Raw genomic sequence first — 25,959 nt, forward strand, 5'->3', positions numbered from 1 at the left:
AGAGGTCAGGGGTTCAACTCGGCGAGTGTGGTGAACTCCTTCCGGAAGGAGTGGAATTTCCCTTCCAGTTCTAGGAAGTTCTCTTCGGACAGGGGAGAGCCGGTGATCTTTTCGTACAGGGCGAGGAAATCCGCCCTCGTCGTCGTGGTCGAGATGCGGAAGTGCCGTCCGGAACGGGACTGGGACACGCGCAGGAACTCGGAGCGTTCCTTGTTGTACAGGAACGAACCTTCGCTGAACCGCAGCGTGCGCGGATACAACGTGGTCGCGCCGCGGATGTCGCTGTACAAGGTCACCCAGACGCTCTCGTCGAACACTTCGAGCCGGTCCAGTGGCGGATCGGCGACGACGGTGATGTCCACCAGCGAACACCGGCTGCGCGCCAGGAACAACCCGACGAGACCGATGCTGATCTCGTCGTTGAGCCGCTTCTGGATCGTCTCGTAGTCCATTCCCGCTTCTTCGCTGCGCAGGAGATAGCGCGCCCTGCCGCTGATCGCGCCCTCGTCGCGTGGGTCGGCGATGACCACGCGAAGCTCCCTTTCGGTGCGGGACAACAGCAATCGGGCGGCGGCGTGCCTACCGGAGAACCCGCGGAAGAAGTAGTGCCTGGTCACGTCGAGGTCTTCGGTCATGACCCGGTTGAACAACGGATCCGGATCGGTGGTCGCCTCGAAGACGTGGGTGGGGAAGAATTCCTTGTTGAGCGAACGGTATTCGGCGCTGAGCGCTTCCAGCGCCCGGCGGCTTTCCTCGATCACCGGGGTCACCATCGCGCGCTGTGACGCGGTGGCGGTGATCAGGGTCTGGCCGAAGCCGACCACCGCGGAGATCAGGGTGCCGGTGCCCAGTGAAGTGAGCAGCGTCTTGCCGGCGCCGGGATCCATCATGCTGGAGATCCACAGGCTGAAGCCCGCGACGACGACCAGTACGGTGAGCAGCAGACTCGTCCTGGTCCAGAAGATCTCTTGCAACGGGGTACGGCGGAGCCGATCGGCTTCCGCGGGCACGAAGGTCACCTCCTTGATCGGCACTCGGACGGACGAACGCAATGCGTATCTGTTCGAGTGCGGGGAGTTACTCTACGCGCATCGTGACAATGTCGAAATAAGAAATTCGGGGGAAAGCCACCAACAACGAATGTGACGCACGGCGATGCCGGTTTCGCATCGGAGGTTTCCCCGGATCGCGGAAAAACCACTCACGGAGCGTGCGGAAGGATTCCTTCGTACCACGCGGGTCCGGGCTTCGCCGACGACAAGGTTTCGACGACCGCCGAAGACGGCGCGGCGTACACCGTGGGGAAGTCGATCTCCCCCTTGCTCGGGTCGAGCGTCCACGCGAGCCGCTCGTCTTCGGGGCAACTCGCTCGTATGAAAGGAAACTGAGCGTCCGCGCCGTTTTTGTTGCCCCTCGGGTCGAGCCGGATCCACCGGTCGAGACCGGCGAGGTACACGCCGTTGAGCCCGTGCAGGACGCCGATCCGCTGATAACAGAACCCTGCCGGGATGCCTTGGCTGCGAAGCAAAGCAGCCAGCAGATGGGCCTTCGCGTAGCAGAGTCCCACTCCCTCGCGCAGAACTTCGGAGGCCATAAGAGTGACCCGTGAATCGGCGGCGTCCACCGTATGGGCGATCTCGTCGCGCACGAAGTGAAACATCGAACGAATCACGTCGACTTCGGTGCCGCCGGTCGGTGACAGCCGGTCAGCTGTTTCGCGGATCAGCGGGTGATCGTGATCGATCACCGCGTCGGCGGCGAGATACTCTTCGAGCCGCTCGGATTCGATCTTCAGCGTGATTTTCACGCGGCACCACCCAGTACTGTGTCGACAACCTCTTCGAGAAATTTCGGACCGGCTTCGCCGCCGCGCAGCAGCAGCCGGAACCAGATCGCTCCCGCGAGCAGATCCATCACCAGAACCGGATCGGCACCCGCGCGCAGTTCGCCTCTCGCGGTGGCCCGGGCGAAGATCGGCTCTTCGCGTGCCATGCGGTCGGCGAAGAAACTCCGTGACACGTCACCGAGTTCGGGGCGCCGGGGGCCCGCGGTCAGGGCCGCCGTGACGACCGGCGCGGTGCGTTCCGAGGTCAGCAGCCGGTGGATCTGCGTTGCCACGGCGAGAAGATCGCCGCGCAGGCTCCCGGTGTCGGGGACGTCGACGGCGAACAGGCCGGAATCGCGTAGCGCGGCGGCCAGGAGCGCGTCCTTCGACGGCCACCATCGGTACAACGTCGTCTTGTTGACGCCGGACCGGGCGGCGACGGCCTCGACGGCGAGCTTGTCGTAGCCGTGCTCGGCCAGAAGTTCGAGGGTGGCGGCGAAGATCGCCTCGGCCTTGCGAGGGCCGTTCCGGGTGCTCACCGGAGAACAATACAACGCACCGTTGCGTTTCGCCGTGAGGACGCGTACTTTGCAACGCAACGGTGCGTTGCATTTAGGAGGTAGTCCATGGTCCCCCTCGTCTTCGTCCACGGCATCCGGCTCAGCGGTGCCGCCTGGACCGGCCAACTGGAACGCTCGGCGCATCCCGCGACAGCGGTCGACCTGCCGGGACACGGCACCCGTCGGGGCGAGCGGTTCAGCATGGCCGCCGCGGCGGACGCGATCGCCGATGCCATCGAAGAGCCCGCTTTGGTCGTCGGGCATTCCCTCGGTGGTTACGTCGCCATCGCCGCGGCCGCGCGGTATCCGGAGCGCGTGGCAGGCCTCGTCCTCGCGGATTCGACTTACCTGCCCGGCAGAACGCTGGAGACACCGTTCCGCGTGGCGCACCGCTTGCTCATGCGGCTGCCGGACCAGGGCGAACGGCTGAGCCGATGGCAGTTCCGAAGTGTCCTGCCACCGAAACTCGCCGAAGCGGTGATCGGCGGCGGCATCGCGACCGAGGTCATCCCGGACGTCGCCGAGGCCTTCGCGGACTTCGACGTGCTCGCGGAACTCGCGACCTATCCGGGCCCCACCTGGCTCGTCAACGGGTCACACGATCACTTCCGCCGCCATGAACGCCGCTTTCTCGACGCCTGCGCCGACGGGCGCCTCATCACCGTTCCGAAAGCCGGGCACTATCTGCCGATGGTGCGGGGCAAGGAGTTCTCCCTGTTGCTGCTCGACGCGGCCCGCAGCCTGTCGAGCTCCGGTAAATCGGAGGCGCCCCGCATCACCCCCGGCTAAGGTGATCATCATGAGTTCCGTCATCCACACTTGGCAGGCCGTTCGCACCCGGTCGACGCGCTGACCTGGTGCCGCCCTCGTCGGCGTCGAGGTCCACACGTCCACCGTTCGCCAAGGGATGACAAGGATCTTTCACCATGCGCGCACTTTCGCGCCCCATTTTCGTCTTCGTTCACGGCGGCTCCAGTAATGCACGGGCGTGGGGCCCGTTGCAGAACGAACTGGCGCTGCTCGGCTACCGTTCGCACGCCGTCGACCTGCCCGGCCACGGCGACCGGGCGGACAGCCCGGCCGCCTACTACCGCCAACCCCAGGACCTCACGGCACTGGCCTCCGCTCCCTCCCCGCTGCGTGGAGTCACGCTGCAGGACAACGTGCGGCACGTCGTGGACACCCTGCGACGGCTCGACGGCCGAGCGCCGGTCGTCTTGGTCGGCAACAGCCTCGGCGGGCTGACGATCAGCGCCGTCGCCAACGCCGTGCCGGAACTGCTCGGCCGCGTCGTTTACCTCTCCGCCCTCTGTCTCAGCGACCCGGCCATGCTCACCGAACCGTGGGACGTGGTCGATGACAACCTGCTGGACGCGCTGGCGGCGCGGATCACCGTGCCGGAGGTGGATGAACCCGGCGTGGCCCGGCTGAACTGGCGCGGCGCCCACGGCGACCCGGCCCTGTTCGCCGAGTTGAAGGCCGCCATCATGGCCGACGCCACCGACCACCAGTTCCGGCTGTTGCTGGATTCTCTGGATCCGGACGAGAGCTACGCGGTACTCGAGCCCGGCGCCTTGGTTCAGGCGGACGGGTGGGGGCGCGTCCCGCACACCTACGTCCGGCTCGCCGAGGACCTCAGCATCACTCCGGCGGTGCAGGATTACATGATCCGCAAGGCCGATGAGCTGACTCCGCACAACCCGTTCGAGGTGCGCACGCTGGCCTCGTCGCACGTCGGCTACTTCAGCCGGCCTGAGATCTTCGCCGAACTGCTGGTCGATCTCGTCTGAGAAAGCGCCCTCGCCGCCGGTTTCGGCGGTGAGGGCGCTTCAGGCTCGCAGCCTGTCGATCTCCGCGGTCAGCACTCCATGTCCGCCAGGAACTCCAGCCGCCGCGGCCGCGGTAGGTCGGTCAGCCTGCCGACACCGGGAGAATCGGTCAGCAGAACACAGTAGCCCGGCAGGAACTGCGTATCGCCGATCACCGCGAAGCCCGCGTCCAGCCGCCGCAGCACCGTCGGGTTCTCCCCGCGCAGCGCCGAACCGATGCGATCCCGCTTCCAGTCGTCGGTCATGCGGCCAAGCTAACCGACCGGCAGCAGCGAACCCTCCCCGTTGGTCGGAAACTGAGCGGCCAGCCGGACCGGTGCCGCGTGGGGCGCGAGGACGATCGACGCGAACTGGGTCGACGTGTCTCCCGCGCGGCCCGTGTAGTTGGTATGCAGATGCACGCTGACATGCACATTCCGGTCAGCGGGGATTTCGAACATGACGGCGCCCCACGAGACCACGTACTGCCTGCCGTCGATGCTCGCGAGAGGCGCGAAGATCTGGGCATGGCGGACGAGCGGAATGTCGATGGTGAGCAGCCGCCGCGGGCCGTCGTGGTTGTCGACGTAGGCGATCACGCCGGGCTGTGCGGCCAGGTCGGTCATACTCGGGCTCCCTCAGAACTGGTAGTAGAGGAACGGGCTGAACGTCCCGGTCGCGATCAGGATGGCCGCGTACACCAGCCCGACGGTCATCACGCCGATCCGCAGCGCCGTCGCCGAGCGGCTCCGTGAGGATTCCAGTAGCGGCCCGGTCACCGGATGCGCGGGCAGGAACACGATCGCCAGCGCGCACAGCAGGATGACCAGCCGCTGGTTGGTCACCGCGCTCTCGACGAGGTCGGTGAGGCCCGTGAAGTCCGGCAGCACCATGTGCCCGATCATGCCGAGCGCGGACGGCAGGTCCTTGGCGCGGAACAACACCCAGCCGAAGATCACGAGCACCAGCGTCAGCGCGCGGCGGCCGATGCGGGCGGCCTGCGATTTGGGGGTGACGTCGTAGCCGAAAGCGCGCTCCACGATCAGGAGCGCGCCGTGGTAGATGCCCCAGATCAGGAACGTCCACTGCGCGCCGTGCCAGAACCCGGTCAGCACGAACACGATGCACAGGTTCCGGTACGTCTTCCCGGCGCCGGCGCGGTTGCCGCCCAGCGGGATGTAGACGTAGTCGCGGAACCAGCGCGACAGCGACATGTGCCAGCGTCGCCAGAATTCGGTGATGGTCACCGACGAATACGGTCTCGCGAAGTTCTCCGGGAGCCGGAAGCCGAGCATGCGGCCGAGCCCGATCGCCATGTCGGAGTATCCGGAGAAGTCGAAGAACAGCTGAAGCGTGTACCCGATCGCGCCGAGCCAGGCGATGGCGAAGGTCATCTGGTCCGGTGGCGTGTTGAAGCAGGCGTCCACCATCGGGCTGAGCGAGTCCGCGATGATCGTCTTCTTGCACAGCCCGAGCGCGAACCGCGGGAAACCGGCGGCGATGTCGTCGAGGCGGTGGGACCGCTGCTGCGGCAGCTGGTCGGCGATCTCCCGGAACCGCACGATCGGCCCGGCCACCAGCTGCGGGAACATCGCGATGTACGCGGTGAACGACACCGGGTCGCGCAGCGCGCGGCGTTCACCGCGGTAGATGTCCACCACGTAGGAGATGTGGTGGAACGTGTAGAACGAGATGCCGATCGGGATCACCAGGTCGGCCACCGGGAAATCGCCGCCGAACCAGTGCGTCACGGCCGCGATCTGCTGTGTCGCGAACCCCGCGTACTTCCAGATCAGCAGCATGCCGACGTTGAGGCCGATGACCCCGAGCAGCAGCCGCTTGCGCCGCTTGTTCTGCAGGTCCCACGCGTTCGGCTCCAGCGCGGGCCCGGCCAGGAAGTTGACCACCATGCAGCCGAGCAGCACCAGCGTGTACGGCCCGGCGCCGGTGGCGTAGAAGATCAGGCTGCCGACCGCGACGATGCCGTTCCGCCAGCCGCGCGGGCACACCAGCACGGCGAGCAGGACCGCCGGCATGAAGTACCACAGGAACAGCGGTGAAATGAACGACATCGGTGCGGGGTCCCCCAGGGCGGTTACGCTTTATCCGCTGGTGACCTTAGCCTGCGCGCCTGGTGGCGGAGCTGAGATGCCCCGGAAAAGTGACCACAGCCGTGAACCCGCCCTGCCGACGTCGATCGCGGACGCGGGTTCACCAAGGGACACTGCACCCCGCACCGTGTGACGAAGTGCGGGGTCAGACACGTCCCGCGATACGACGACGGCGCGCCACCTCGGCCAGCAGCACTCCGGCCGCGACCGACGCGTTGAGCGACTCGACGCCCGCCGCCATCGGGATCGACACGGTCGCGTCGCAGGTCTCGCGCACCAGCCTGGAGAGGCCGCGGCCCTCCGAGCCGAGCACGATGACCAGCGGATCCGCCGCGAGGTCGAGTTCGTCGATGTCCACCGAGCCGTCCGCGTCGAGGCCGACGACCATCAGGCCGTCGTCCTTCCACGCCTTCAGCTGACGGGTCAGGTTGGTCGCGACGGCGATCGGCAGCTTGGCCGCGGTGCCGGCGGAGGTCCGCCACGCGACCGCGGTCATGCCCGCGCTACGCCGCTCCGGCAGGAGGACACCCTGAGCGCCGAACGCGGCGGCCGAGCGGATCACGGCGCCGAGGTTGCGCGGGTCCGTGACGCCGTCGAGCGCGACGAACAGCGGGGTCTGCCCCGAGTCCTTCGCCACGGCCATCAGGTCGCGCGGGTCGGCGTAGACGAACGGCGGGACCTGCAGGCCGAGGCCCTGGTGCATGGCCCGGTTGGTTTTGCGGTCCAGTTCCTCGCGCGGGATCTCCAGGATCGAGATGCCCTTGTCACCGGCGAGCCGGACGGCCTCGTTCACGCGGTCGTCGATCTCGATGTTGATCGCGACGTACAGCGCGGTGGCGGGCACGTCGGCGCGCAGCGCCTCGACCACCGGGTTGCGCCCGGCGATCAGCTCCGGCTTGTCCGCCTTCTTCTGCCGCGCCTGTTCCTTGCGGTCACGCGCGTTCGACATGCGATACGCCTTGTGGCCGGGCCGGTCCTCGGCCTTGGGCGTCGGGCCCTTGCCTTCGAGGCCCTTCCGGCGCTGGCCGCCGGAGCCGACGACCTGACCCTTCTTCGTGCCGGGCTTGCGAATAGCGCCCTGGCGCCGGGAGTTGCCTGCCATCAGTGAGAATCCTTGAGCTAGAAACCGAGTAAGTGTCAGACGTCCTTGACGGTCCACTGTGGACCGTTCGGGGTGTCCTCCACCACGATGCCCGCCTGCTGGAGGCGGTCACGCGCGGCGTCCGCACGGGCGAAGTCCTTCTCGGCGCGGGCCTGCTGCCGTTCGGTGAGCAGCCCTTCCACGAGTTCGGACAGCGCCTGCCGGGTGGGCGTCTCATTGCCGCCCGCCTCGGACCAGCGCGCGGAGAGCGGGTCGAGGCCGAGCACGTCGGTCATCGCGCGCACGGAGGCGGCGATTTCGAGTGCCTTGGAATTGTCGGCCGCGTCGAGGGCGGCGTTACCGTCGCGGACGGTGTTGTGCAGCACTGCGAAGGCCTGCGGAGTGGCCAGGTCGTCGTCGAGCGCGGCGGCGAACCCGTCCGGGATCTCGCCGAGGTGGACCGCGCCGGCGATGCCCGCCGTGCGGCGAAGGAACTGCTCGATCCGCCGGTAGCCCTGCGCGGCTTCGGCGAGCGCTCCGTCGGAGTACTCGATCGTCGACCGGTAGTGCGGCTGGACCAGGTAGTACCGGAGTTCGGGCGCCCGGTAGTTCTTGAGCATCTCCGGGATCGAGACCGTGTTGCCCAGCGACTTCGACATCTTCTCGCCGGACAGGGTCACCCAGGCGTTGTGCAGCCAGAACCGCGCGAACGGGTCACCCGCCGCGTTCGACTGGGCGCGCTCGTTCTCGTGGTGCGGGAACACCAGGTCGACGCCGCCGCCGTGGATGTCGAACTCGGCGCCGAGGTACGTGGTCGCCATCGCCGAGCATTCGAGGTGCCAGCCGGGACGGCCGGGACCCCACGGCGTCGGCCATGACGGCTCGCCCGGCTTCGCGGCCTTCCACAGCGTGAAGTCGCGCGCGTCGCGCTTGCCCTCGCCGAGGCTCTCGCCCTGCTGGACCTCGTCGAGCTTCTGGCCGGAGAGATCGCCGTAGCCGTCGAACGCCTTGACCGAGAAGTACACGTCGCCGCCCGAGGCGTACGCGTGCCCGCCGTCGATCAGCCGTTGCATCAGCTCGACCATCTGCGTGACATGCCCTGTCGCCCGAGGGGCGATCGAGGGCGGCAGGCAGCCGAGGGCTTCGTACGCCGACTCGAAGGCGCGCTCGTGCGTGGCCGCCCACTCCCACCAGGGACGATCCGCCGCGGCGGCCTTGGTGAGGATCTTGTCGTCGATGTCGGTGACGTTGCGGACCATCAGCACGTCGAGTCCACTGTGGACGAGCCAGCGGCGCAGGACGTCGTAGTTCAGCGCGCCGCGGACGTGGCCGATATGGGGAACACCCTGCACGGTGGCACCACACACGTACATGGACGCCGTTCCGCTACGGGCGGGATGGAATTCCCGCACGCTCCGGGTCGCCGTGTCATAGAGGTGTAGTGCCACCCTAAAAGGGTACGGGGTCGGCGTGAGCGGTGTCGCAGTGACCGTATTACAGCACGTTATGGGCACGCATGACGCTGAGCAGGGCGTCCGGCCGCTCGGTCGTCGGCAGCGGCTCTACCAGCGCGAACGCGCAGCCGATCGCGCGTGCGGCGCCGTCGGCCTCCTCGCTGTCGCCGACCATGAGCGTTTCCGCCGGGTCGACCCCGAGCCGCTCGACGGCCGCGCGGAAGATCTCCGGCTCCGGCTTCACCGCTCCGACCTCGAACGACAGGATGAACTCGTCGACGTAGGCGTCCCAGCCCCGGCGTCCGAAGGCGGGCCGGATGTCGAAGGCGATGTTGCTCAGCACGCCGAGCTTCACGCCCTTGCCGGAGACGCCCTTGAGGACGGCTTCGGTGTCCGGGTACGGCGTCCACTGGGTGGGATCGATCAGCCGGGTGTAGAGCGCGACCGCCTGGTCGGCGTGCGGCACCCCGGACTGCTTGAGGACCTCGAGGTACACCTTCCGGTGCAGCACCGGGTCGCGGTCGCGGTGGTTCCAGGCGTGCAGGTGCTCCTCGTCGAGATCGACGACCTGGCCGACCGGCGCGGTCATCCGGCGCATCAGCTCGGTCTGGGCCTCGATGTCGAGGCTCTCGCCTTCGTGGTCGGTGAGGTCGGCGAGCCAGGTCTCGTCCTGTTCGAGCCGGAAGACCGTGCCGGAGAAGTCGAACAACACAGCGCGAAAGGTCACGAGCCCCACATTAGCCACGATCGTGGGGTCCTCGCCGCCCCTCGCGTGTGAGATGAAAGGCCCCTTCATGGCGAATTTCGCAAGGAAGGGGCCTTTCATGGCGTGTGTCAGGCGGCGTTGCCGGTGATCTTGGTGGGCGTGATCCGGACCAGCACGCGGACGACGTCCGCCGGCTCCTCCGGGTAGTCCTTGCCGAGGTACTTGTGCGAGAGCTCGTTGATCAGCTCGCGTCCGCCCTCGTCGGTCATCTCCACGGTCCCGCGGATCTCGACGTAGTCGTACGGGTTCTCCTGGTCGAAGACCGAGACGGACACCCGCGGGTCCCTGGCCATGTTCCGCTCCTTGAGACGGCCGCGGACGGTCGCGAAGATCACCGTGTCGCCGTCCCGCTTCGCCCACAGCACGGACGTCTGCGCGGAGCCGTCGGCGTTGATGGTCGCGAGCACCGGGAAGTTGTTGCCGTCGAGGAGTTTCTTGGTCGCGTCGTTGAAGGTCACACCCATGCCGGAAGCCTAATCACCGGACGTTCCCGGCGATCCGCTCGACCCGCAGGCGGACGATCACCCGCTGGACGTCGTCGCCCTCCGGCGGCGGGTCCTGGCCGAGGTACTTGTGGCTGAGCGTCTTCGGCAACGTCTTCCCGGGATCGGGGGTGATCGTGACCGTGCCGCGCAGTTGCGTGTGCCGGTACGGATTCTCCGCGTCGGTGATCGACACGCTCGCGCGCGGATCGCGCCGCAGGTTCCGCACTTTCAGCCGGTCTTCGGTGGCGCTGAAGACCAGATCGCCGTCGTCGAGGCCCACCCAGATGACCGAGGTCTGCGGGCCGCCGTCGGCGTCCAGCGTGGCCACGGTCGCGAAGTTCTTGCCGTCCACCAGTTCGCGGACCGGTTCGGGAAGTGTGACTGCCATGACAGCCCGAACCGGCTCCCGGCGGCGGCTATTCCTGCGAAGGCAGGAGCAACGCCGTCGCGAACGCCGCGATGCCCTCGCCGCGTCCGGTCAGGCCGAGCCCGTCGGTCGTCGTCCCGGAGACGCTCACCGGCCCGCCGACGGCCTCGCTCAACACCTTCTGGGCCTCCTCGCGGCGCTTCCCGACGCGCGGCGCGTTGCCCACGATCTGGACGGTCGCGTTCCCGACGGTCCAGCCGCCCGCCTCGACCAGGCGCCGCGCCTCCGCGAGGAATTCGACGCCGTGTTTGCCCGCCCATCGGGGGTCGCCGGTGCCGAACACCGCGCCGAGATCACCGAGCCCGGCCGCGGACAGGAGCGCGTCGCACAACGCGTGCGCCGCGACGTCGCCGTCCGAATGGCCCGCGCAGCCGTCGACGCCGGGCCAGAGCAGACCGGCGATCCAGCATTCGCGGCCCGCCTCGACGGGGTGGACGTCGACGCCGTTGCCGATCCTCACAGCACTTCCTCTTTCCCGGCCACCGCGATCGCCTCGGCCAGTTTCAGTTCGAACGCGTTGGTGACGCGCATCGCGTCGGGATGTCCGGCGACGGTGTGCGCGCCGTCGAGAGAAGGCTCGGCGGCATACGAGAGAAAAGTCTCACGAGTGAAGCCGAGCGGGGTTTGGGCCGTGCGCAGGTATGCGCGGTCTTCCGTGCCTGTGATCACCTTCGCCGCGTCGGTCACCTTCACGGTGTCCGCCATCGGCAGCACGGGAACCACGAAAGGCGAGCCCGCACGGACCGCGTCCGCGACGGCACGGATCGTGTCCGCGGGGGTGAAGGCGCGCAAGGCGTCGTGCACGAGGAAGACCGGATTCCCGGTGATCTCCTTTTCGACGGTGTCGAAAGCATGCGCGAGTGACGCGCCGGGTACTATCCGGCAACGCTCTTCGAAGCCGCTCAAAGCGGCCGAAAACAAATCAGCACACCGCTCGGGGGCCGCTACGACCACCAGATCGAGATCCGGCAGAGCGAGCAGCCCCCGCACAGTGTGCGTGAGTAGCGCTTCACCATTGACCGGCGCGAGAGCGAGCTCCGCGTCGGAGGCATGGTGTCGAACGACAGTGACGAACACGATTGTGCTCATATGGACGGTGCTCATATGTGCGCGATCGTAGAGGTATCCCCCGCAGCCTCACCTGGCGTGGGACACCCGCCGGTTCAGACTGCCGCGGTTTCCAGAACTTCGTCGAGGAGGACTTCAGCCTTGTCCTCGTCGGTGCCCTCCGCGAGCGCCAGCTCGCTGACCAGAATTTGCCGCGCCTTCGCCAGCATGCGCTTCTCGCCGGCTGAAAGTCCTCGGTCCTTCTCTCGCCGCCAGAGGTCGCGCACCACTTCGGCCACCTTGTTCACATCGCCGGAGGCGAGCTTCTCGAGGTTGGCCTTGTACCGACGAGACCAGTTGGTGGGCTCTTCGGTGTGCGGAGCACGCAGAACGTCGAAAACCTTGTCCAGTCCTTCTTGCCCGACGACATCACGAACACCGACGATCTCGGCGTTGTCAGCGGGCACGCGAACCGTAAGATCCCCTTGCGCGACTTTGAGGACGAGGTACTTCTTCTCCTCGCCCTTGATCACGCGGGTCTCGATGGCTTCGATGAGTGCGGCACCGTGGTGCGGGTAGACGACGGTCTCTCCGACCTTGAAAACCATGTGTCCTCTGCCCCTTTCGCTGAATTCATCTTAGCACGTGCCGACGAGCCCCACCTAGCGGCCCGCGATCGTCGTCGCAGGTCAGCGGCCTGACGGTGCTCCGCCCGGGGGTTGACAAACCCAATTCGCCCATGCTCACGCTGGTGAGAAGCGAACGATTTCCAAATCCTTTGTGGACGGTTGATCTTGGGCACGTCACCGCATTGGTGGGGTGTCAACACGCACCGGGTTCTCCGCCCGCTAAGGCGCCCGGCTAGTCTTCGCGGTGAAGAGGCCGTGAGATGGAAGGACTCCGACGTGAGGCTGCAGAATCGTCGCGTGTTCGGCGCAGGTGTGCTGGCGCTCGGCGCCGCGCTCGTGCTCGCCGGCTGCGGTGCTGGTCAGATCACCCAGACCGACTCGCAGCAGCCCGCGGTCAACGGGACGTACGCGCAGGCGAAGGACCTGGTGCTGCGGAACGCCGCGCTCCAGTTCCCGACCGAGGGGCAGGCGTACCCGGCCGGTTCCGCCGCGCCGCTGACGCTGACCATCGTGAACCAGGGCAAGCTGGACGACGAGCTCGTCTCCGTCTCCTCCGAAGCCGCCACCGGGGACGCCAAGATCGCCGGGTCCAAGGTCATCGCCGCGACCCACGCGCTCGTGATCGGCCCGTCCGACTCGGTCGAGTCGACCAAGGAGGTCGCCCCGACGAGCGCTTCGTCCTCCGCGCCGGCTTCGTCCTCGGGCGCGCCGTCGTCGTCGGGTGCCCCGTCGTCTTCCGGTGCCCCGTCGAGCTCCGCCGGGACGGTCACGCCGTCCGCGGGCCCGGAGACGACCAACGCGCCGGACCAGGTGGGCAAGGCCACCATCGAGCTGCAGGGGCTGAAGCAGCCGGTGTGGGCGGGCCAGACCATCAAGGTCACCTTCGTCTTCAAGAACTCCGGCTCGATCACGGTCGACCTGCCGGTCGCGGCGCCGTCGCACCCGGGCAGCCGGGCGCCCGCGCCGGAGAAGGAAGCCAAGGGCGGCGGGCACTAAGCCTCCGCAGCCGAATAAGCCGAGCCGAAGGGGCCCTTCACCGCATGTCATGCGGTGAAGGGCCCCTTCGCTGCGTCACATGCGGGGAAAGTCCCCTTCAGCCCGTCGTTGCCGGGGTTTGTCGGTGGTGGCCGCTAGCCTCGCGGGGTGGTCAAGAAAGGCAGTACCTACCGCTGCGGTGAATGCGGATACGAGGCGCCGAAGTGGGTCGGGCGCTGCCCGGAATGTCAGGCCTGGGGGACCATCGAGGAACGCGGTGACGCCCGCCCCGCGATAGCCAGGGTCGCGGCGGGAGCGCCCAGCGCGCCGGCACGCCCGATCGGCGAGGTCGACGTCGAGACGGCGCGCGCGAAGCCCACCGGCGTCTCCGAGCTGGACCGGGTGCTCGGCGGCGGGTTCGTGCCGGGCGCGGTCATCCTGCTCGCGGGCGAGCCCGGTGTCGGCAAATCGACCCTCCTGCTGGAGGTCGCCTACCAATGGGCGGCCACCGCGGGCCGGGCGCTCTACGTCACCGGCGAGGAGTCGGCGGGGCAGGTGCGCCTGCGCGCCGAGCGCACCGGCAACGTCCACGACGAGATGTTCCTCGCGGCCGAGAGCGATCTCTCCGCGATCCTCGGGCACGTCGACGCGGTCAAACCGGGCGTGCTGATCGTCGACTCGGTCCAGACCATGGCCTCGCCGCAGGTGGAGGGGGCGCCGGGCGGCGTCACCCAGGTCCGCGCGGTCACCTCCGGGCTGGTCGCGCTGGCCAAGGAGCGCGGGCTGCCGATCGTGCTGGTGGGGCACGTCACCAAGGACGGGTCGGTCGCCGGGCCGCGCGTGCTGGAGCACCTGGTCGACGTGGTCCTGCAGTTCGAGGGCGACAAGCATTCGACGCTGCGGATGCTGCGCGGCATCAAGAACCGGTTCGGCGCGGCCGACGAGATCGGCTGTTTCGAACTGGTCGAGGAGGGCATCGTCGGCGTACCGGATCCGTCGGGGCTGTTCCTCAGCCACACCGCGGAGCCGGTCGCGGGCACCGCGGTCACGGTGACCATGGAGGGCAAGCGGCCGCTGCTGGGCGAGGTGCAGGCGCTCGTGTCGGCGACCCAGTCACCGCAGCCCCGGCGCGCGGTGAGCGGGCTCGATTCGGCACGTGTCGCGATGGTGCTGGCCGTGGTCGAGAAGCGGGCGAACATCAAGGTCGGCGACAAGGACGTCTACGTGGCGACGGTCGGCGGCATGAAGATCACCGAACCCGGGATCGATCTCGCGGTGGTGCTGGCCCTGATCTCCTCGGCGAGGGACACGCCGCTCTCGCCCAAGCTCGTCGCGATGGGCGAGGTCGGGTTGTCGGGCGAGGTCCGGCGGGTGCCGAGCGTCGGGCGGCGGCTCGCGGAGGCCGCCCGGCTCGGCTTCACCTACGCGCTGGTGCCGCCGGACTCCGGCAAGATCCCGCCGGGGATCCGGGTGCTGGAGGTCCCGGACGTCGGAAGCGCGCTCAACGCCGCAAAGCACGCGCGCTAGCCGGGTTTGGGGCCGCGGTCCTCGGTGATCACCACCGAGATCGACGTGTCGAACAAGGTCAGCCCCGGCCAGCCCTCGTCCTGGCCGCTGGACCGGACGGCGCGGTTCCCGACGACGGCGGCCGTCGCCCGGTCGACGACGAACGTGCGCGTCCGGTCCGGCAACGCGACCGTGAAGGACACCGCGGGCCGTCCGCCGGGTGTGACCACGCTCGCCACGTCGACGCCGGGCATCCTCGCGAGTGCTTTGCACAGTGCCACCCGCAGCGCGCCGAAGCCCTGGGAGGAACGGAGGACCTTGAAGGCCATCTCGAACATCTCGGGGGTGGAGTTCATCTGCTCCGGTGAGCGGCCGTCCGGCCAGAGGCCGTCACGGCGGAGCCGCTCGGACAGCTTCGTCGGGTCGGCGGGCAGTTCGGCGAGGAACTCCGGGGTCGGGTCGGTCCACCCGCTTTCCGACGGCAGCCGATCCTCGGAGGTCTTCACCGGCGGAGGCACCTGTGCCGTGGTGGTGGTCCGCGGCGGCCGTGCGTCCGCCACGGTGACGTGGGACGACGGGCCCGGAAGTGTTTCGCCATGGCTCTTGGCCGTCTGGTAGTCGCCCTTGACCCAGCGGATCTCGCCGGTTCCGGTGAAGCGCGTCTTGATCGGCATCCAGCTGCGCGGCGGCAGCCATCGTTCGAGGATCTCGTGGGTTTGGTAGACGAGCCCCGTCTTGGTGACATGGGTGGTCCACGTGGACTCGGTGACGAGCCGGAACTGGTCGTCCCGGATCGGGAAGTCGTCGCCGTGGAGGGCTTCGAGGGCGGCCTCGCCCTGGGCGACGGCCGAGTGGGCCGCGGGGTCCGGGCCGTCGTCGGCGGTGAAGACGTTCGTCGCGACGATCCCGCCGCCGGACACCAGCGCCGCGGCGGCCGCGGCCGCGATCCATCGCCACGCGCCCGGCCGCTTCTTCACCGGGGGCGCGGTCGCGGGTAGGAGTTCGTCCTCGACGTCGCCGGCGGCGCGCAGGAGCGCCGCCCTGGCGCGGGAAAGTTCGTCCTGCCGGGTTTCCGGCTCGGCGTGGAGTCCGGCCAGCGCTTCGTCGAGTTCGGCCTCGGACCACACCTTCCGGATGCTACCGCCGTGCACTTTCGCCCTCCTCCTCTTTCCTTGAATCGTCCTTTGTGGACTCCGGCGCGTTGGCGCGGAGCCATCTCCGGATCCGGTGCAGGCGTGATCTGACCGTCCCGGCGGGAATTCCCAAGGCCTCGGCGACCTCGCCGGGGTCCAGTCCCGCCCAAGAGACCAGCAGCAGGGTGTCGCGGTCCGCGACGCTCAGTTCAGCCAGTGCTCCCGCGAGCTGGGCCGCGCGGGACTGGGCGTCGACCCGCTCGGCGACGCGGCCGTCGTGTCCGGCCGAGACCGTCGTGTCGGCGGCCGCGAGCCGGGCCGTCGCGTTGAGTGCCCTGGTCTCCGTGCGGACGTGGTGGCGCAGCAGGTTCGTCGCGATCCCGTAGAGCCAGGCACGCGCCGTGCCGGCCTCGGGACGATACGTCTCACGTCGCCGGAGCGCCACGAGGAACGTCTCGGCGACGAGGTCGTGCGCGGTCTCCGTGCCGACGCGGCGCGCGAGATAGCGCTGCAGCGGGGCCGCGTGGGCGTCGAAGAGCAGGCCGAAGACGGGTGCGGGATCCGGACCACCGAGATCCGGCCTGTCCAGCCCGCGCGTGCCGGCCTGCTCGTGATCGTCTTTCATCACCTGCACGATCGCTATTGCCCGATGACGCCCGGAGCGTTCATCCGATCCTACTTTCGTCGTGGGCCGAACGGGGAAAGCGCAGGTGACACCGCAGACAAAAGCCGTGGGACCGGAGATCCTGTTCAGTATTCACCATTCAAACGTGAAACTGGGGAAGGATTACCATGCGTCGACTCAGGACCGCGGTCGTGGCCGCGCTCGCGGTGTCCGCACTGATCACCGCTCCGGCGGCGGCCGTCGCCCAAGGCGACTACGTCGTCCCCGCGCCCGACTTCGTGAAGTCGATGGCGCCGCCCGCCAAGGTCGAAGGGGTCAGGGCGGCCGCGGAGCTCAACATCCAGTACCAGATCCAGGAGACCGGGTACTGGTGCGGCCCGGCCGCCACCCGGATCGCCATCTCGGCCAAGAACGGCAACCCGCCGAGCCAGCAGCAGCTCGCGAACGAGCTCCCGACCAGCACCAACGGCACCGACTGGATCGGGCAGGTCACCCGCGTCCTCAACAACCACGTCGCCGGTGGCTGGTACGAGACCAAGGAGATGCCGAACGACCCGCCCACCCAGGCACAGCGTGATCTCCTGTGGCGCGACATCGTGCTGGACGTCGACAAGGGCTACGCGATCGTCGCGAACATCGTCGCCCCGGCGAACAACCACCCGCCGGGCTACCCGAACTACACGATCTACCACTACTTCACGATCATCGGCTACAACAGCGACAACATGACGGTGAAGATCGCCGACCCGGCCAACTTCGGCGGCAACCAGATCTACTGGCTCACCTTCAATCAGCTCGCCACCCTGATCCCGCCGAAGGGCTACTCGGCCTGACCTCGCCGCGTTTCGTCCTCTGGACGCGTTCAGAGGACGAAACGCGCGGGTTGTACGAATCTTGTACGGGAGGGCTCGAAGCTGACGGTCATGCGCATCAAGACGCTCGGTCTGCTGGCCGCCTCGTTGCTGGCCCTCATCGCCGCGCCGGCCCAGGCCGCCGACGGCAACCCCCTTGAGAAGACCAACGGCTTCTACGTCGACCCGAACTCCAACCCCGCGATCTGGGTGAAGGATCACCCGGGCAGCACCGCCGACAAGATCAAGGCCGCCATCTCCACCAAGGCGGGCGCGCGCTGGTTCGGCAACTGGAGCGGGAACGTCAAGACGGCCGTCGACGGCTATACCTACGCCGCCGACGTCGCGGACAAGCTGCCGATCCTGGTCGCCTACAACATCCCCGGCCGTGACTGCGGCGGTCACTCCGGTGGCGGCGCGGGCAGCCCGGAGGCGTACCGCACCTGGATCTCGAACTTCGCCGACGGTATCGGCGGCAAGCCCGCGGTCGTCGTCATCGAGCCGGACGCGCTCGCGCAGGTCGACTGCCTGCCGGTCGGCGAGCGCCAGACCCGCCTCGACCTGCTCAAGTACGCCGCCGAGCAGTTCGCCGCGAAGGCCCCGAACACCTGGGCGTACATGGACGGCGGCAACTCGACCTGGATCCCCGCCGCGACCATGGCCGACCGGCTCAACGCCGTCGGGGTGAAGTCGATCCGCGGTCTCGCGATCAACGTGTCGAACTACAAGACCACCACTGACTCGGCGAACTACGGCAAGGCGGTCAGCGCCGCGCTGTCGAGCAAGTACGGCTACACCAAGCCGTTCGTGATCGACACGAGCCGCAACGGCAACGGCCCGCTGGGCTCCGAGTGGTGCAACCCGGCCGGACGCAAGCTCGGGGCGACCTCGCAGACCGGCGGCGGCGCCGAAATGCTGCTCTGGGTCAAGGTGCCCGGTGACTCCGACGGCAAGTGCGGGATCGCGCCGAACGTCGAAGCCGGTCAGTTCAGCCCCGATCTGGCACTGCGCCTGATCAGCGGCACCTGACCTCTCCCCTCAGACCCGTCGCGCCGGCTGTTCGTCTGTGACCCTCGTTCTCCCGAGAAGGCGAGGGCCACGACCCCTTGGACAGCAGCCGGCGCGACGCCTCCATTTCCCCGCCTCCGGTAGTACGGTGACCTGAGTCACAGTGTCGACCGAGAGGATGGCGTCGTGGAGTTCCAGCTGGGGATCGGTACCAGGAAGGGCTTGTTCCTCGCCCGCAGCGAGGACCGCGAGAACTGGGAGATCTCCGAACCGAAGTTCCCCATGGAGGCCGTCCGGGCGGTCGCTTTGGCCCCCACGAAGGTCTACGCGGCCGCGGTCAACGAGCATTTCGGGCCGACGATCGCGACGTCGGAGGACTTCGGCGAGACTTGGTCCCAACCCGATCACGCTCCGGTCGCCTTCCCCGCCGACACGGAGACCGCGCTCGAAGGCATCTGGCAGATCGTGCTCGCCGGTGACGTCGTCTACGCCGGTGTCGAGCCGTCGGCGCTGTTCCGGTCCGAGGACGGCGGCGAGACCTTCGAACTCGTCCGCGGGCTTTGGGATCACGAGCACCGTCCACACTGGACTCCCGGGGGCGGCGGCCAGATGATCCACACGATCCTGCCGCATCCCACGGATCCCGGTCGGATCACTGTCGCCATGTCGACCGGCGGGGTGTACCGCACCGAGGACGGCGGCAAGAGCTGGACGGCGTCGAATCGCGGGATCAGCGCGGGTTTCCTGCCCGACGAGGAGCCCGAATTCGGGCAGTGCGTGCACAAGGTCGCGATGCATCCGTCGCGTCCCGAGCGGTTCTTCCTGCAGAACCACGGCGGCGTGTACCGCAGCGACGACGACGCGAAGACCTGGCAGTCGATCGCCGGCGGCCTGCCGAACGACTTCGGCTTCGCCATGGTCGTTCATCCGTCCAAACCGGACACCATCTACAACTTCCCGTTAGTGGCGGACGTTCTCCGCTTCCCGCCGGAGGGCCGCTGCCGGGTCTACCGCAGCGAGGACGCGGGCGAGACCTGGACCGGGCTCGGGAACGGCTTGCCGGACAAGGGTTTCTACGCGGGCGTGCTGCGGGACGGGATGTGCGTCGATTCGTGGGACGGCGTCTACTTCGGCACGCGATCCGGTGAAGTGTGGGCGAGTCCCGACGAAGGCGACACCTGGCATCAGGTGGCCGCGCATCTGCCGGACGTGCTGTGCGTGCGGGCCCAGGTGGTCTAGGTGGTCCGGGTCCTGCTGCCCGCGATGCTGCGGCCGCTCGCGGACGGCCGCGGCACACTCGAAGTCGAGGCCTCGACGCTCGACGGCGTCCTGGACTCGCTCGGCGCGGAGTTCCCCGCGCTGGAACGCCGTCTGCGCGACGAAACCGGCGCGCTGCGGCGCTATGTGAACTTCTATGTGGACGGTGAGGAGTGCCGCCGTCTCGACGGTGCCAAGACCTCACTCGCCGAGGCGAAGGAAGTCCAGATCATTCCGTCGGTCGCCGGCGGCTGAGGCCGTGAAGGCCTCCTTCCCTACCTTGAGTGCATGGTCCCGGCAAAGTCGCATAGCCGCTGGTCAGGTGAGTGTCGAGGGATGACTCGGGTGCTGGTGAGGGGCCCGTCAGAGTGTCCTGACGGCTTCTCGACTGTCCACAGGAAACACTTCCCAGGTAACGGTGCCTGATTCGGGCGTTTTGTGAAGGGGTCGTGAGTGGCAATGATCGTTAGAACGATCATTGCCACTCACGACCCCTATCGAGAACCGCGCATCTAGCCATCAATCAGACATTTCACCGGCAGAAAGTGTCCCTTGTGGACACTCGGGGGCTTGACGCGCGTCTCGAGTAGCTCGCGACCCTGAACCCGAACAGCGGCTATGCGACTTTGCCGGGACCCTGCCGTGAAGGCCTCCTTCCCTACCTTGAGTGCAGGGAAGGAGGCCTTCACGACCTTGAGCGCTACTGGGAAAGCAGGTTCGCGCAGCGGATCAGCCCGATGTGCGAGTACGCCTGCGGGTGGTTGCCCAGCGAGCGCTCCGCGATCGGGTCGAACTGCTCGGGCAGCAGCCCGGTCGGGCCCGCGGCGTCGACGATCTGCGTGAACAGTTCCTCGGCCTCGGTGCGCCGCCCGGTGAGCAGGTACGCCTCGATGAGCCAGGCCGCGCAGATGTGGAAACCACCCTCGCCGCCGGGAAGGCCGTCGTCGCGGCGGTAACGGTACACAGTGGACCCACTGCGCAGTTCCGCCTCGATTGCGGTCACCGTGGACTGGAACCGCGGGTCGGCCGGATCGATCAGCCCGGTCAGCCCGACGAACAGCGACGCGGCGTCGAGATCCGTTCCGTCGTAAGCGGTCGTGAAGGCCTGGACCTCTTCGTTCCAGCCCTTCTCCAGGACGTCCGCGGCGATCTCGTCGCGCAGCGAAGGCCACGCGCCCGGCACCTCGCGGCCGTAGACCTCGCCCAGTTTGATCGCCCTGTCGATGGTCACCCAGCACATCACCCGCGAGTACACCCGGTGGCGCGGCACGTGCCGCTCCTCCCAGATGCCGTGGTCCGGCTCGTTCCAGCGCCGCGTGACGGCCTCGGCCATCGCGCGCACCATCTGCCAGTCCTCGTCGCGGAGTTCGCCGCGCGCCGCCGCCAGCGTCTGCACGAGCTCGACGACCGGGCCGAACACGTCCAGCTGGACCTGGTGGTTCGCCAGGTTGCCGACGCGGACCGGCCGCGAACCGGCGTACCCGGGCAGCGACTCGATGACCGCTTCGGCGCCGATCACGCTGCCCGCCAACGTGTACAGCGGGTGCAGCCGTTCCGGACCGGCCAAAGTGGACAGTACGCCGTGCAGCCAGCGGAGGTAGCCTTCCGCCTCTTCGGTCGAGCCGAGGTGCACCAGTTCGCGCACGGTCATGGCCGCGTCACGGATCCAGCAGTAGCGGTAGTCCCAGTTCCGGACGCCGCCGATCTCCTCCGGCAGCGAGGACGTCGCCGCCGCGAGCACGCCGCCGGTGTCGGTGTTCACCAGCCCGCGCAGCGTGAGCGCCGAGCGGCCGACGAGGTCGGTCTGGACGCTGGGCAGCTTGAGCGTCTGTGCCCAGGTGCTCCAGTAGTCGCCCGCACGGGCCCGTCGATCCACTTCGGACAGTTCGTGCGCGCCGAGATCCGAGGTGCCGCAGCGGAGTTCGAGCACCACCGGGTTTTCCGGGGTGGGGGTGACGAGCGCCGTCGCGGTGTCGTTCATGCCGTCGGAGGTGATCTCCCACTCGACGCCCGGCGAGCGCAGCGCGAACGGTTCCGAGGTGCCCTGCACCAGGAGCCCGTCGCCCTCGGCGACCAGCTTCACCGGCACACCACCGAATTCGGGCCGCGGCGCGAACACGATCTCCGCCGCCGCCTCGCCCGAGATCACCCGGACGAGATCCGTGCGGTGCGCGGGGCTCTCCGGCTCCAGGTAGTCGGTGACGAGCAGGCGCGACCAGCGGGTCTCGACCGTCATCGTGTTCGGCAGGTACCGCTGCCCGAGCGGCAGGCCGTTGCGGTGCGGCTTGATCGAGAAGTGTCCGGCGCCGGCCCCGCCGAGCAGGTCCGCGAAGATCGCGGGCGCGTCGGGTCCGGGGTGGCACAGCCAGGTCAGCCGGGCGTCCGGCGTGACGAGCGCGACCGAGCGTTCGTTGGCCAGCATGGAAAGCCGCTCGATCGGCGGCGCCTGCTCGCCGTAGAGCCAGTTGCGCCGCTCTTCGAGGAGGAAGGCGAGCGCCATCGCGACGTCGACGGTGTCCGGGACCCGGTACTGCGCGAGGCTTTCCCCGTCGCCGACCTTCACACCGAGGTCCGGGCCGGAGATCCGGGCGAACGCCTTCTCGTCGGTGACGTCGTCGCCGAGGAAGACCGCGGCCGTCGCGCCGACCTGGTGGCGCAGGGTGTCCAGCGCGCGGCCCTTGTCCGTCTGGACGACCGCGAGCTCGACGACCTCCTTGCCGTCGGTCGTGGACACGCCCTCCCACTGCGCCGGTCCATTGTGGACGTCACGCAGGACCCGGCGGCCCGCCTCGTGCTCGGCGCGGCGGACGTGCACCGCGATACTCGCGGGCTTGACCTCGAGCGAGACGCCCGGCACGTCGAGCACCAGGTTCTCCAACTCGGCTTCGAGCCGTCTGTGGAGCTCGCGGGCCTTGTCGTCGAGCGCGTGGATGAAGCCGATGTCGAATTCGGACCCGTGGCTGCCGACCAGGTTCACCTCGGCCGGGAGACGGGACAGGGTGGCGAGATCACGCAGCGCGCGGCCGGAGATGACCGCGGTGGTCGTCTCGTGCAGGCCGGCCAGCGACCTCAGTGCGCCTACCGATTCGGGCAGCGGCCGGGCTTCGTCCGGGTTGGCCGTGATCGGAGCCAGCGTGCCGTCGTAGTCGCAGGCGACCAGCAACCGCGGGGTGCGCGCGACCTGGACGATCGCGCGCCGCAGCTCGGCGGGCAGTGCCTCGGCGGTCAACGATTTCTCCTCGGGAACGTAGCGGGGGTTGGGGAATCAGTCGGCCGGTTCGGCACCGAGCGCTTGGAGGAACGAGCGCGCCCAGCGGTCGACGTCATGCGTGAGGACCTGTCGACGCATGGCGCGCATACGGCGGCGTCCCTCTGCGGGGTCGAGCGTAATGGCAGTCTCCAAGGCGTTCTTCACCCCGTCCAGGTCATGCGGGTTGACCAGGAGCGCGCTGGTGAGCTCCGCCGCGGCGCCGGCGAACTCCGAAAGCACGAGCGCGCCGCCCAGGTCGTGGCGGCAGGCGACGTACTCCTTGCAGACGAGGTTCATCCCGTCACGCAGGGGAGTGACCACCATGACGTCGGCCGCGGAGAAGAACGCGGCCAGCTCCGTCCGGTTCACGGACTGGTGCAGATAATGCACGACCGGGTGACCCACGCGGGCGAATTCGCCGTTGATCCGCCCGACCATCTGCTCGATGTCGCCGCGCATCCGCTGGTAGTGCTCGACGCGCTCGCGGCTCGGCGTGGCCAGCTGGACGAACGTGACGTCCTCCGGGCGGACGCGGCCTTCGTGCAGCAACTCGTGCAGCGCCTGCAACCGCAGGTCGATGCCCTTGGTGTAGTCGAGCCGGTCGACGCCGAGCAGGACCTTCTTCGGATTGCCCAGGTCGCGCCGCAGCTGGGCGGCGCGTTCGGCGACGCCCTTGGTCTTGGCGAGTTTGTCGAGGCCGATGGCGTCGATGGAGATCGGGAACGCGCCGACCCGCACCGTGCGGTCGCCGACCTGCATCAGGCCGGGGCGGGTGCGGATGCCGACCGCGCCGCGGCTGGACTCGAGGCCGGCCAGCTGCCGCGCCAGCCAGAGGAAGTTCTGCGCGCCACCCGGCCGGTGGAACCCGACGAGGTCGGCCCCGACCAGGCCGCGGACGATCTCGGTCCGCCACGGCATCTGCATGAACAACTCGACCGGGGGAAACGGGATGTGCAGGAAGAACCCGATCCGGAGGTCGGGACGCAGTTCCCGGAGCATCGCCGGGACCAGCTGCAGCTGGTAGTCCTGGATCCACACGGTCGCACCCTCGGCGGCGACCTTCGCGCTCGCCTCGGCGAAGCGCCGGTTCACCCGGACGTAGGACTCCCACCAGCTCCGGTCGAACACCGGCCGCGCCACCACGTCGTGGTACAGCGGCCAGAGGGTCGCGTTGGAGAAGCCCTCGTAGTAGTCGCGGACGTCGTCCGACGTCAGGGAGACCGGGTGCAGGACCAGGCCGTCGTCGTCGAACTCCTCGACGTCGACGTCGGGCACACCCGGCCACCCGACCCAGGCCCCCTTGCGTGACCGCAGGAACGGTTCGAGCGCGGACACCAGCCCGCCGGGGCTCGCCGTCCAGCGCCTGCTTCCGTCGGCGGTCCGTTCGAGGTCCACCGGGAGCCTGTTCGCCACCACCACGAAATCCGCGGAGGCCGTTCTGCTCGTCTCGGCAATCACTTCGTCCACCAGCCGCTCCCTCGATTCGCGGGTCGCTGCCCTAAGCGGAAACCCTATCGCGCGAGGAGGCCACGGCCCGTCGGCGAGCGATCACTCCAAGCGTCGTTCGGCGGGTTCCATCGGGCCCGCCATCCTCGGCCCGGCGAACTTGCGTTCGAGCCTGCCGAGCCCCGTGCGCACCGGCTGCGCGAGGTATTCGCCGAGTACCACACCCGCTGCCAGGGCAAGCCCGATCGCGACCGCGGTCATCAGCGTCGAGATGTTCCCGCCGGGCTCGACGCCCAATTGGTATAGACCACGATAGGTGGAGAGACCGGGGAGGAGGGGCGTGATGCCGGACACAGCCACCACGAGCGGCGTCACCTTGAGCCGCCTGGCCAGCACACCGCCGCAGAAACCGACCAGCGTGGCGGCGACGGCGGACGAACTGACCGCCTGGAAGTCGGTCAGCATCAAGGCGCCGTAGACCGCGCCGCCGATGGCGCCCGCCGCTCCCGCGACGATCATCGCGCGCAGCGTCGAGTAGGAGGCCAGCGCGAAGCAGGCCGACGCGCCGATGCTGCCGACGATGATGATCGGAAGTTGCTGCGGCGTCGAGGAGACGACCTCGGGCAGCGGCGTCAGCGGAAGGCCGAGCAGCACCGCGATCTTCAGCGCGAGCACCACCCCCGCGATCAGCCCGGCACTCATCAGCGCGGTTTCCGTCGTGCGCCCGGCCGCCGTGACGTAGTAGCCGGTGATGGCGTCCTGCACGGCGGAAACCGTGGAGAGGCCGGACAGCAGCACGGTGACCGCCGCCGCGACCACCAGCGTGGGTTTGTCCGTGGTGAGCAGATTGCTGCTGACTATGGCCATCGCCGACAGGGTCGCGACCAGGCCACCGATCACCTGCTGGAAGAAGAACGGCAGCGCGAAGCGGTTGAGGAAGCGGCCGAGGCGGTCGATGACCGCGCTGATCACCAGCGCGACCAGCGCGACGTCGATGCTGCCGCCGAGGATCAGGGTGATGAACGCGGCCAGCCCACCCCAGGCGGCCGTGGCCACCCAGCGGGGGTACGGGTGCGGCGCCGTCGTGATCCGCTGGAGTTCCTGCTGCGCCTCCTCGGCGCCGATGTTGCCGCGGACGATCCGGCGGACCAGCGTCTCCGTCTGGGTGAGCCGCGTGTAGTCGAGGCTGCGCGAGCGGACCACGCGCAGCGCCGTCACGGGCGCCATGTCGGTGCCGCGGTGGCAGGTCACCGTGATCGACGTGAAGATCACGTCGACCTCGCAGTGCGGAAGGCCGAGCGCGGAGGTCAGCGCGATGATCGTCGCCGTGACGTCGGAGGCGCCGGCGCCGCTCGACATCTGGACCTCGCCGATACGCAAGGCGAGGTCCAGGACGAAGTTGACCGTCGTGTCGTCCGGCGGCTGCGGGCCGATCGCCTCTTCGACGTCGACGGCGGGCTGCTCGGCCGTCGGCGCTTCGAGGATCTGCCAGGCGCGGCGGCGCAGCAGATTCGGCCGGTGCGAGCGAGTCTGGGGGATCGATCGCTCTCCGTCACGCTGGCGTGGCGCTTCCAGCAGCCATTCGCCACGTTCGGGTGTTTCGTCCTGGTTCTTTTCGGCACCGTGTTCGCCGCGTCGGGCTCCCTTGGTGTGCTCGTTGATCTTCATGATCGATCCACCTCCTCACTCTGGTTCGAGGGACTTTCCCGAGGAGC

27 protein-coding genes are annotated in these 25,959 nt (G+C 68.5%); 8 read left to right on the top strand and 19 right to left on the bottom strand.

The window, feature by feature from the left end; all coding sequences use genetic code 11:
- Positions 1–5: 5 nt before the first annotated feature.
- The 3 genes from DMH01_RS38035 to DMH01_RS38045 all read right to left on the bottom strand — a co-directional run bounded on the left by DMH01_RS38035 (position 6) and on the right by DMH01_RS38045 (position 2,364).
- Entirely contained in the window at positions 6–1,052 is a 1,047-nt protein-coding gene (locus DMH01_RS38035) for a hypothetical protein (RefSeq protein ID WP_233621841.1), read from the bottom strand.
- Between the two features lie 149 nt (positions 1,053–1,201).
- Positions 1,202–1,807, bottom strand: coding sequence for a transglutaminase family protein (locus tag DMH01_RS38040; RefSeq protein ID WP_125683602.1), 606 nt, complete (start codon positions 1,805–1,807; stop codon positions 1,202–1,204).
- A complete protein-coding gene (locus DMH01_RS38045; RefSeq protein ID WP_125683604.1) occupies positions 1,804–2,364 on the bottom strand; it encodes a TetR/AcrR family transcriptional regulator in 561 nt (186 codons plus the stop codon). The genes DMH01_RS38040 and DMH01_RS38045 overlap by 4 nt, the downstream gene beginning before the upstream one ends.
- Before the next feature lie 87 nt (positions 2,365–2,451).
- On the opposite strand from DMH01_RS38045, the gene DMH01_RS38050 reads away from it, so the two are divergent.
- The gene (locus tag DMH01_RS38050) at positions 2,452–3,174 is read left to right on the top strand and encodes an alpha/beta fold hydrolase (protein ID WP_125683605.1); all 723 of its coding nucleotides are present in this window, start codon (positions 2,452–2,454) and stop codon (positions 3,172–3,174) included.
- Between the two features lie 137 nt (positions 3,175–3,311).
- The gene (locus tag DMH01_RS38055) at positions 3,312–4,175 is read left to right on the top strand and encodes an alpha/beta hydrolase (protein WP_125683607.1); all 864 of its coding nucleotides are present in this window, start codon (positions 3,312–3,314) and stop codon (positions 4,173–4,175) included.
- A gap of 68 nt (positions 4,176–4,243) precedes the next feature.
- On the opposite strand, the gene DMH01_RS38060 is transcribed toward DMH01_RS38055, so the two are convergent.
- The 11 genes from DMH01_RS38060 to DMH01_RS38110 form a co-directional block, all read right to left on the bottom strand.
- Positions 4,244–4,459, bottom strand: coding sequence for a hypothetical protein (locus tag DMH01_RS38060; RefSeq protein ID WP_199745780.1), 216 nt, complete (start codon positions 4,457–4,459; stop codon positions 4,244–4,246).
- A gap of 9 nt (positions 4,460–4,468) precedes the next feature.
- Positions 4,469–4,819, bottom strand: coding sequence for a hypothetical protein (locus tag DMH01_RS38065; protein WP_125683609.1), 351 nt, complete (start codon positions 4,817–4,819; stop codon positions 4,469–4,471).
- Between the two features lie 12 nt (positions 4,820–4,831).
- Positions 4,832–6,265 (bottom strand): MBOAT family protein, encoded by a 1,434-nt coding sequence (locus tag DMH01_RS38070; protein ID WP_125683611.1) that lies wholly within the window; start codon positions 6,263–6,265, stop codon positions 4,832–4,834.
- Between the two features lie 184 nt (positions 6,266–6,449).
- Positions 6,450–7,406, bottom strand: coding sequence for a 23S rRNA (guanosine(2251)-2'-O)-methyltransferase RlmB (gene rlmB / locus DMH01_RS38075; RefSeq protein WP_125683613.1), 957 nt, complete (start codon positions 7,404–7,406; stop codon positions 6,450–6,452).
- Positions 7,407–7,441: 35 nt separating this feature from the next.
- Positions 7,442–8,833: a cysteine--tRNA ligase gene (gene cysS / locus DMH01_RS38080; RefSeq protein WP_125683615.1), complete on the bottom strand. Its 1,392-nt coding sequence runs from the start codon at positions 8,831–8,833 to the stop codon at positions 7,442–7,444.
- Between the two features lie 46 nt (positions 8,834–8,879).
- Positions 8,880–9,566 (bottom strand): HAD family hydrolase, encoded by a 687-nt coding sequence (locus tag DMH01_RS38085; RefSeq protein WP_125683617.1) that lies wholly within the window; start codon positions 9,564–9,566, stop codon positions 8,880–8,882.
- Between the two features lie 107 nt (positions 9,567–9,673).
- Positions 9,674–10,069, bottom strand: a complete 396-nt coding sequence (locus DMH01_RS38090) for a PPOX class F420-dependent oxidoreductase (RefSeq protein ID WP_125683619.1) — start codon at positions 10,067–10,069, stop codon at positions 9,674–9,676.
- A 13-nt stretch (positions 10,070–10,082) separates the two neighbouring features.
- On the bottom strand, positions 10,083–10,478 hold the full coding sequence (locus DMH01_RS38095) for a PPOX class F420-dependent oxidoreductase (protein ID WP_034310201.1): 396 nt from the start codon (positions 10,476–10,478) through the stop codon (positions 10,083–10,085).
- Positions 10,479–10,506: 28 nt separating this feature from the next.
- Entirely contained in the window at positions 10,507–10,977 is a 471-nt protein-coding gene (ispF, locus tag DMH01_RS38100; RefSeq protein ID WP_034310203.1) for a 2-C-methyl-D-erythritol 2,4-cyclodiphosphate synthase, read from the bottom strand.
- Positions 10,974–11,621, bottom strand: coding sequence for a 2-C-methyl-D-erythritol 4-phosphate cytidylyltransferase (locus DMH01_RS38105; protein WP_370323602.1), 648 nt, complete (start codon positions 11,619–11,621; stop codon positions 10,974–10,976). The genes ispF and DMH01_RS38105 overlap by 4 nt, the downstream gene beginning before the upstream one ends.
- Before the next feature lie 59 nt (positions 11,622–11,680).
- Positions 11,681–12,172 (bottom strand): CarD family transcriptional regulator, encoded by a 492-nt coding sequence (locus DMH01_RS38110; protein ID WP_005165253.1) that lies wholly within the window; start codon positions 12,170–12,172, stop codon positions 11,681–11,683.
- A gap of 297 nt (positions 12,173–12,469) precedes the next feature.
- Between DMH01_RS38110 and DMH01_RS38115 the strand changes: the two genes are divergently transcribed.
- Both DMH01_RS38115 and radA read left to right on the top strand, forming a co-directional pair.
- Positions 12,470–13,189 carry a hypothetical protein gene (locus DMH01_RS38115; RefSeq protein WP_125683623.1) on the top strand — a complete coding sequence of 240 codons (720 nt, stop codon included), beginning with the start codon at positions 12,470–12,472 and terminating at the stop codon, positions 13,187–13,189.
- A 147-nt stretch (positions 13,190–13,336) separates the two neighbouring features.
- Positions 13,337–14,695, top strand: a complete 1,359-nt coding sequence (radA, locus tag DMH01_RS38120) for a DNA repair protein RadA (protein ID WP_034310209.1) — start codon at positions 13,337–13,339, stop codon at positions 14,693–14,695.
- On the opposite strand, the gene DMH01_RS38125 is transcribed toward radA, so the two are convergent.
- Entirely contained in the window at positions 14,692–15,825 is a 1,134-nt protein-coding gene (locus DMH01_RS38125; protein ID WP_125683625.1) for a CU044_5270 family protein, read from the bottom strand. The genes radA and DMH01_RS38125 overlap by 4 nt on opposite strands.
- Positions 15,812–16,441 (bottom strand): RNA polymerase sigma factor, encoded by a 630-nt coding sequence (locus DMH01_RS38130; protein WP_199745782.1) that lies wholly within the window; start codon positions 16,439–16,441, stop codon positions 15,812–15,814. The genes DMH01_RS38125 and DMH01_RS38130 overlap by 14 nt, the downstream gene beginning before the upstream one ends.
- Before the next feature lie 158 nt (positions 16,442–16,599).
- Here DMH01_RS38130 and DMH01_RS38135 point away from each other — a divergent pair, with 158 nt between their 5' ends.
- From DMH01_RS38135 to DMH01_RS38150, 4 genes are all read left to right on the top strand, one after another.
- Positions 16,600–17,265: a C39 family peptidase gene (locus tag DMH01_RS38135; RefSeq protein ID WP_125683629.1), complete on the top strand. Its 666-nt coding sequence runs from the start codon at positions 16,600–16,602 to the stop codon at positions 17,263–17,265.
- A gap of 90 nt (positions 17,266–17,355) precedes the next feature.
- Complete coding sequence (locus DMH01_RS38140; RefSeq protein ID WP_125683631.1) at positions 17,356–18,312, top strand: glycoside hydrolase family 6 protein; 957 nt, start codon at positions 17,356–17,358, stop codon at positions 18,310–18,312.
- 165 nt (positions 18,313–18,477) lie between these two features.
- The gene (locus DMH01_RS38145; protein ID WP_125683633.1) at positions 18,478–19,530 is read left to right on the top strand and encodes an exo-alpha-sialidase; all 1,053 of its coding nucleotides are present in this window, start codon (positions 18,478–18,480) and stop codon (positions 19,528–19,530) included.
- Complete coding sequence (locus tag DMH01_RS38150; protein WP_125683635.1) at positions 19,531–19,803, top strand: MoaD/ThiS family protein; 273 nt, start codon at positions 19,531–19,533, stop codon at positions 19,801–19,803.
- Positions 19,804–20,248: 445 nt separating this feature from the next.
- Here DMH01_RS38150 and otsB read toward each other — a convergent pair whose 3' ends face one another.
- The 3 genes from otsB to DMH01_RS38165 form a co-directional block, all read right to left on the bottom strand.
- Entirely contained in the window at positions 20,249–22,777 is a 2,529-nt protein-coding gene (otsB, locus tag DMH01_RS38155) for a trehalose-phosphatase (RefSeq protein WP_125683637.1), read from the bottom strand.
- 36 nt (positions 22,778–22,813) lie between these two features.
- Entirely contained in the window at positions 22,814–24,265 is a 1,452-nt protein-coding gene (locus tag DMH01_RS38160) for a trehalose-6-phosphate synthase (protein ID WP_125683639.1), read from the bottom strand.
- A gap of 81 nt (positions 24,266–24,346) precedes the next feature.
- Positions 24,347–25,912, bottom strand: coding sequence for a threonine/serine exporter ThrE family protein (locus tag DMH01_RS38165; RefSeq protein WP_125683641.1), 1,566 nt, complete (start codon positions 25,910–25,912; stop codon positions 24,347–24,349).
- Positions 25,913–25,959: the final 47 nt, after the last annotated feature.

Source organism: Amycolatopsis sp. WAC 04182 (assembly GCF_003947465.1).
Taxonomy (GTDB): Bacteria; Actinomycetota; Actinomycetes; order Mycobacteriales; family Pseudonocardiaceae; genus Amycolatopsis.

Excerpts from the sequence above, each read along its gene's own strand:
- DMH01_RS38105 (WP_370323602.1), bottom strand. The coding sequence starts at position 11,621 with ATGAGCACCGTCCATATGAGCACAATCGTGTTCGTCACTGTCGTTCGA.
- DMH01_RS38055 (WP_125683607.1), top strand. The coding sequence starts at position 3,312 with ATGCGCGCACTTTCGCGCCCCATTTTCGTCTTCGTTCACGGCGGCTCC.
- rlmB (WP_125683613.1), bottom strand. The coding sequence starts at position 7,406 with ATGGCAGGCAACTCCCGGCGCCAGGGCGCTATTCGCAAGCCCGGCACG.
- DMH01_RS38140 (WP_125683631.1), top strand. The coding sequence starts at position 17,356 with ATGCGCATCAAGACGCTCGGTCTGCTGGCCGCCTCGTTGCTGGCCCTC.
- DMH01_RS38060 (WP_199745780.1), bottom strand. The coding sequence starts at position 4,459 with ATGACCGACGACTGGAAGCGGGATCGCATCGGTTCGGCGCTGCGCGGG.
- DMH01_RS38095 (WP_034310201.1), bottom strand. The coding sequence starts at position 10,478 with ATGGCAGTCACACTTCCCGAACCGGTCCGCGAACTGGTGGACGGCAAG.
- DMH01_RS38090 (WP_125683619.1), bottom strand. The coding sequence starts at position 10,069 with ATGGGTGTGACCTTCAACGACGCGACCAAGAAACTCCTCGACGGCAAC.
- DMH01_RS38050 (WP_125683605.1), top strand. The coding sequence starts at position 2,452 with ATGGTCCCCCTCGTCTTCGTCCACGGCATCCGGCTCAGCGGTGCCGCC.
- DMH01_RS38110 (WP_005165253.1), bottom strand. The coding sequence starts at position 12,172 with ATGGTTTTCAAGGTCGGAGAGACCGTCGTCTACCCGCACCACGGTGCC.
- DMH01_RS38070 (WP_125683611.1), bottom strand. The coding sequence starts at position 6,265 with ATGTCGTTCATTTCACCGCTGTTCCTGTGGTACTTCATGCCGGCGGTC.
- DMH01_RS38135 (WP_125683629.1), top strand. The coding sequence starts at position 16,600 with ATGCGTCGACTCAGGACCGCGGTCGTGGCCGCGCTCGCGGTGTCCGCA.
- DMH01_RS38065 (WP_125683609.1), bottom strand. The coding sequence starts at position 4,819 with ATGACCGACCTGGCCGCACAGCCCGGCGTGATCGCCTACGTCGACAAC.
- DMH01_RS38165 (WP_125683641.1), bottom strand. The coding sequence starts at position 25,912 with ATGAAGATCAACGAGCACACCAAGGGAGCCCGACGCGGCGAACACGGT.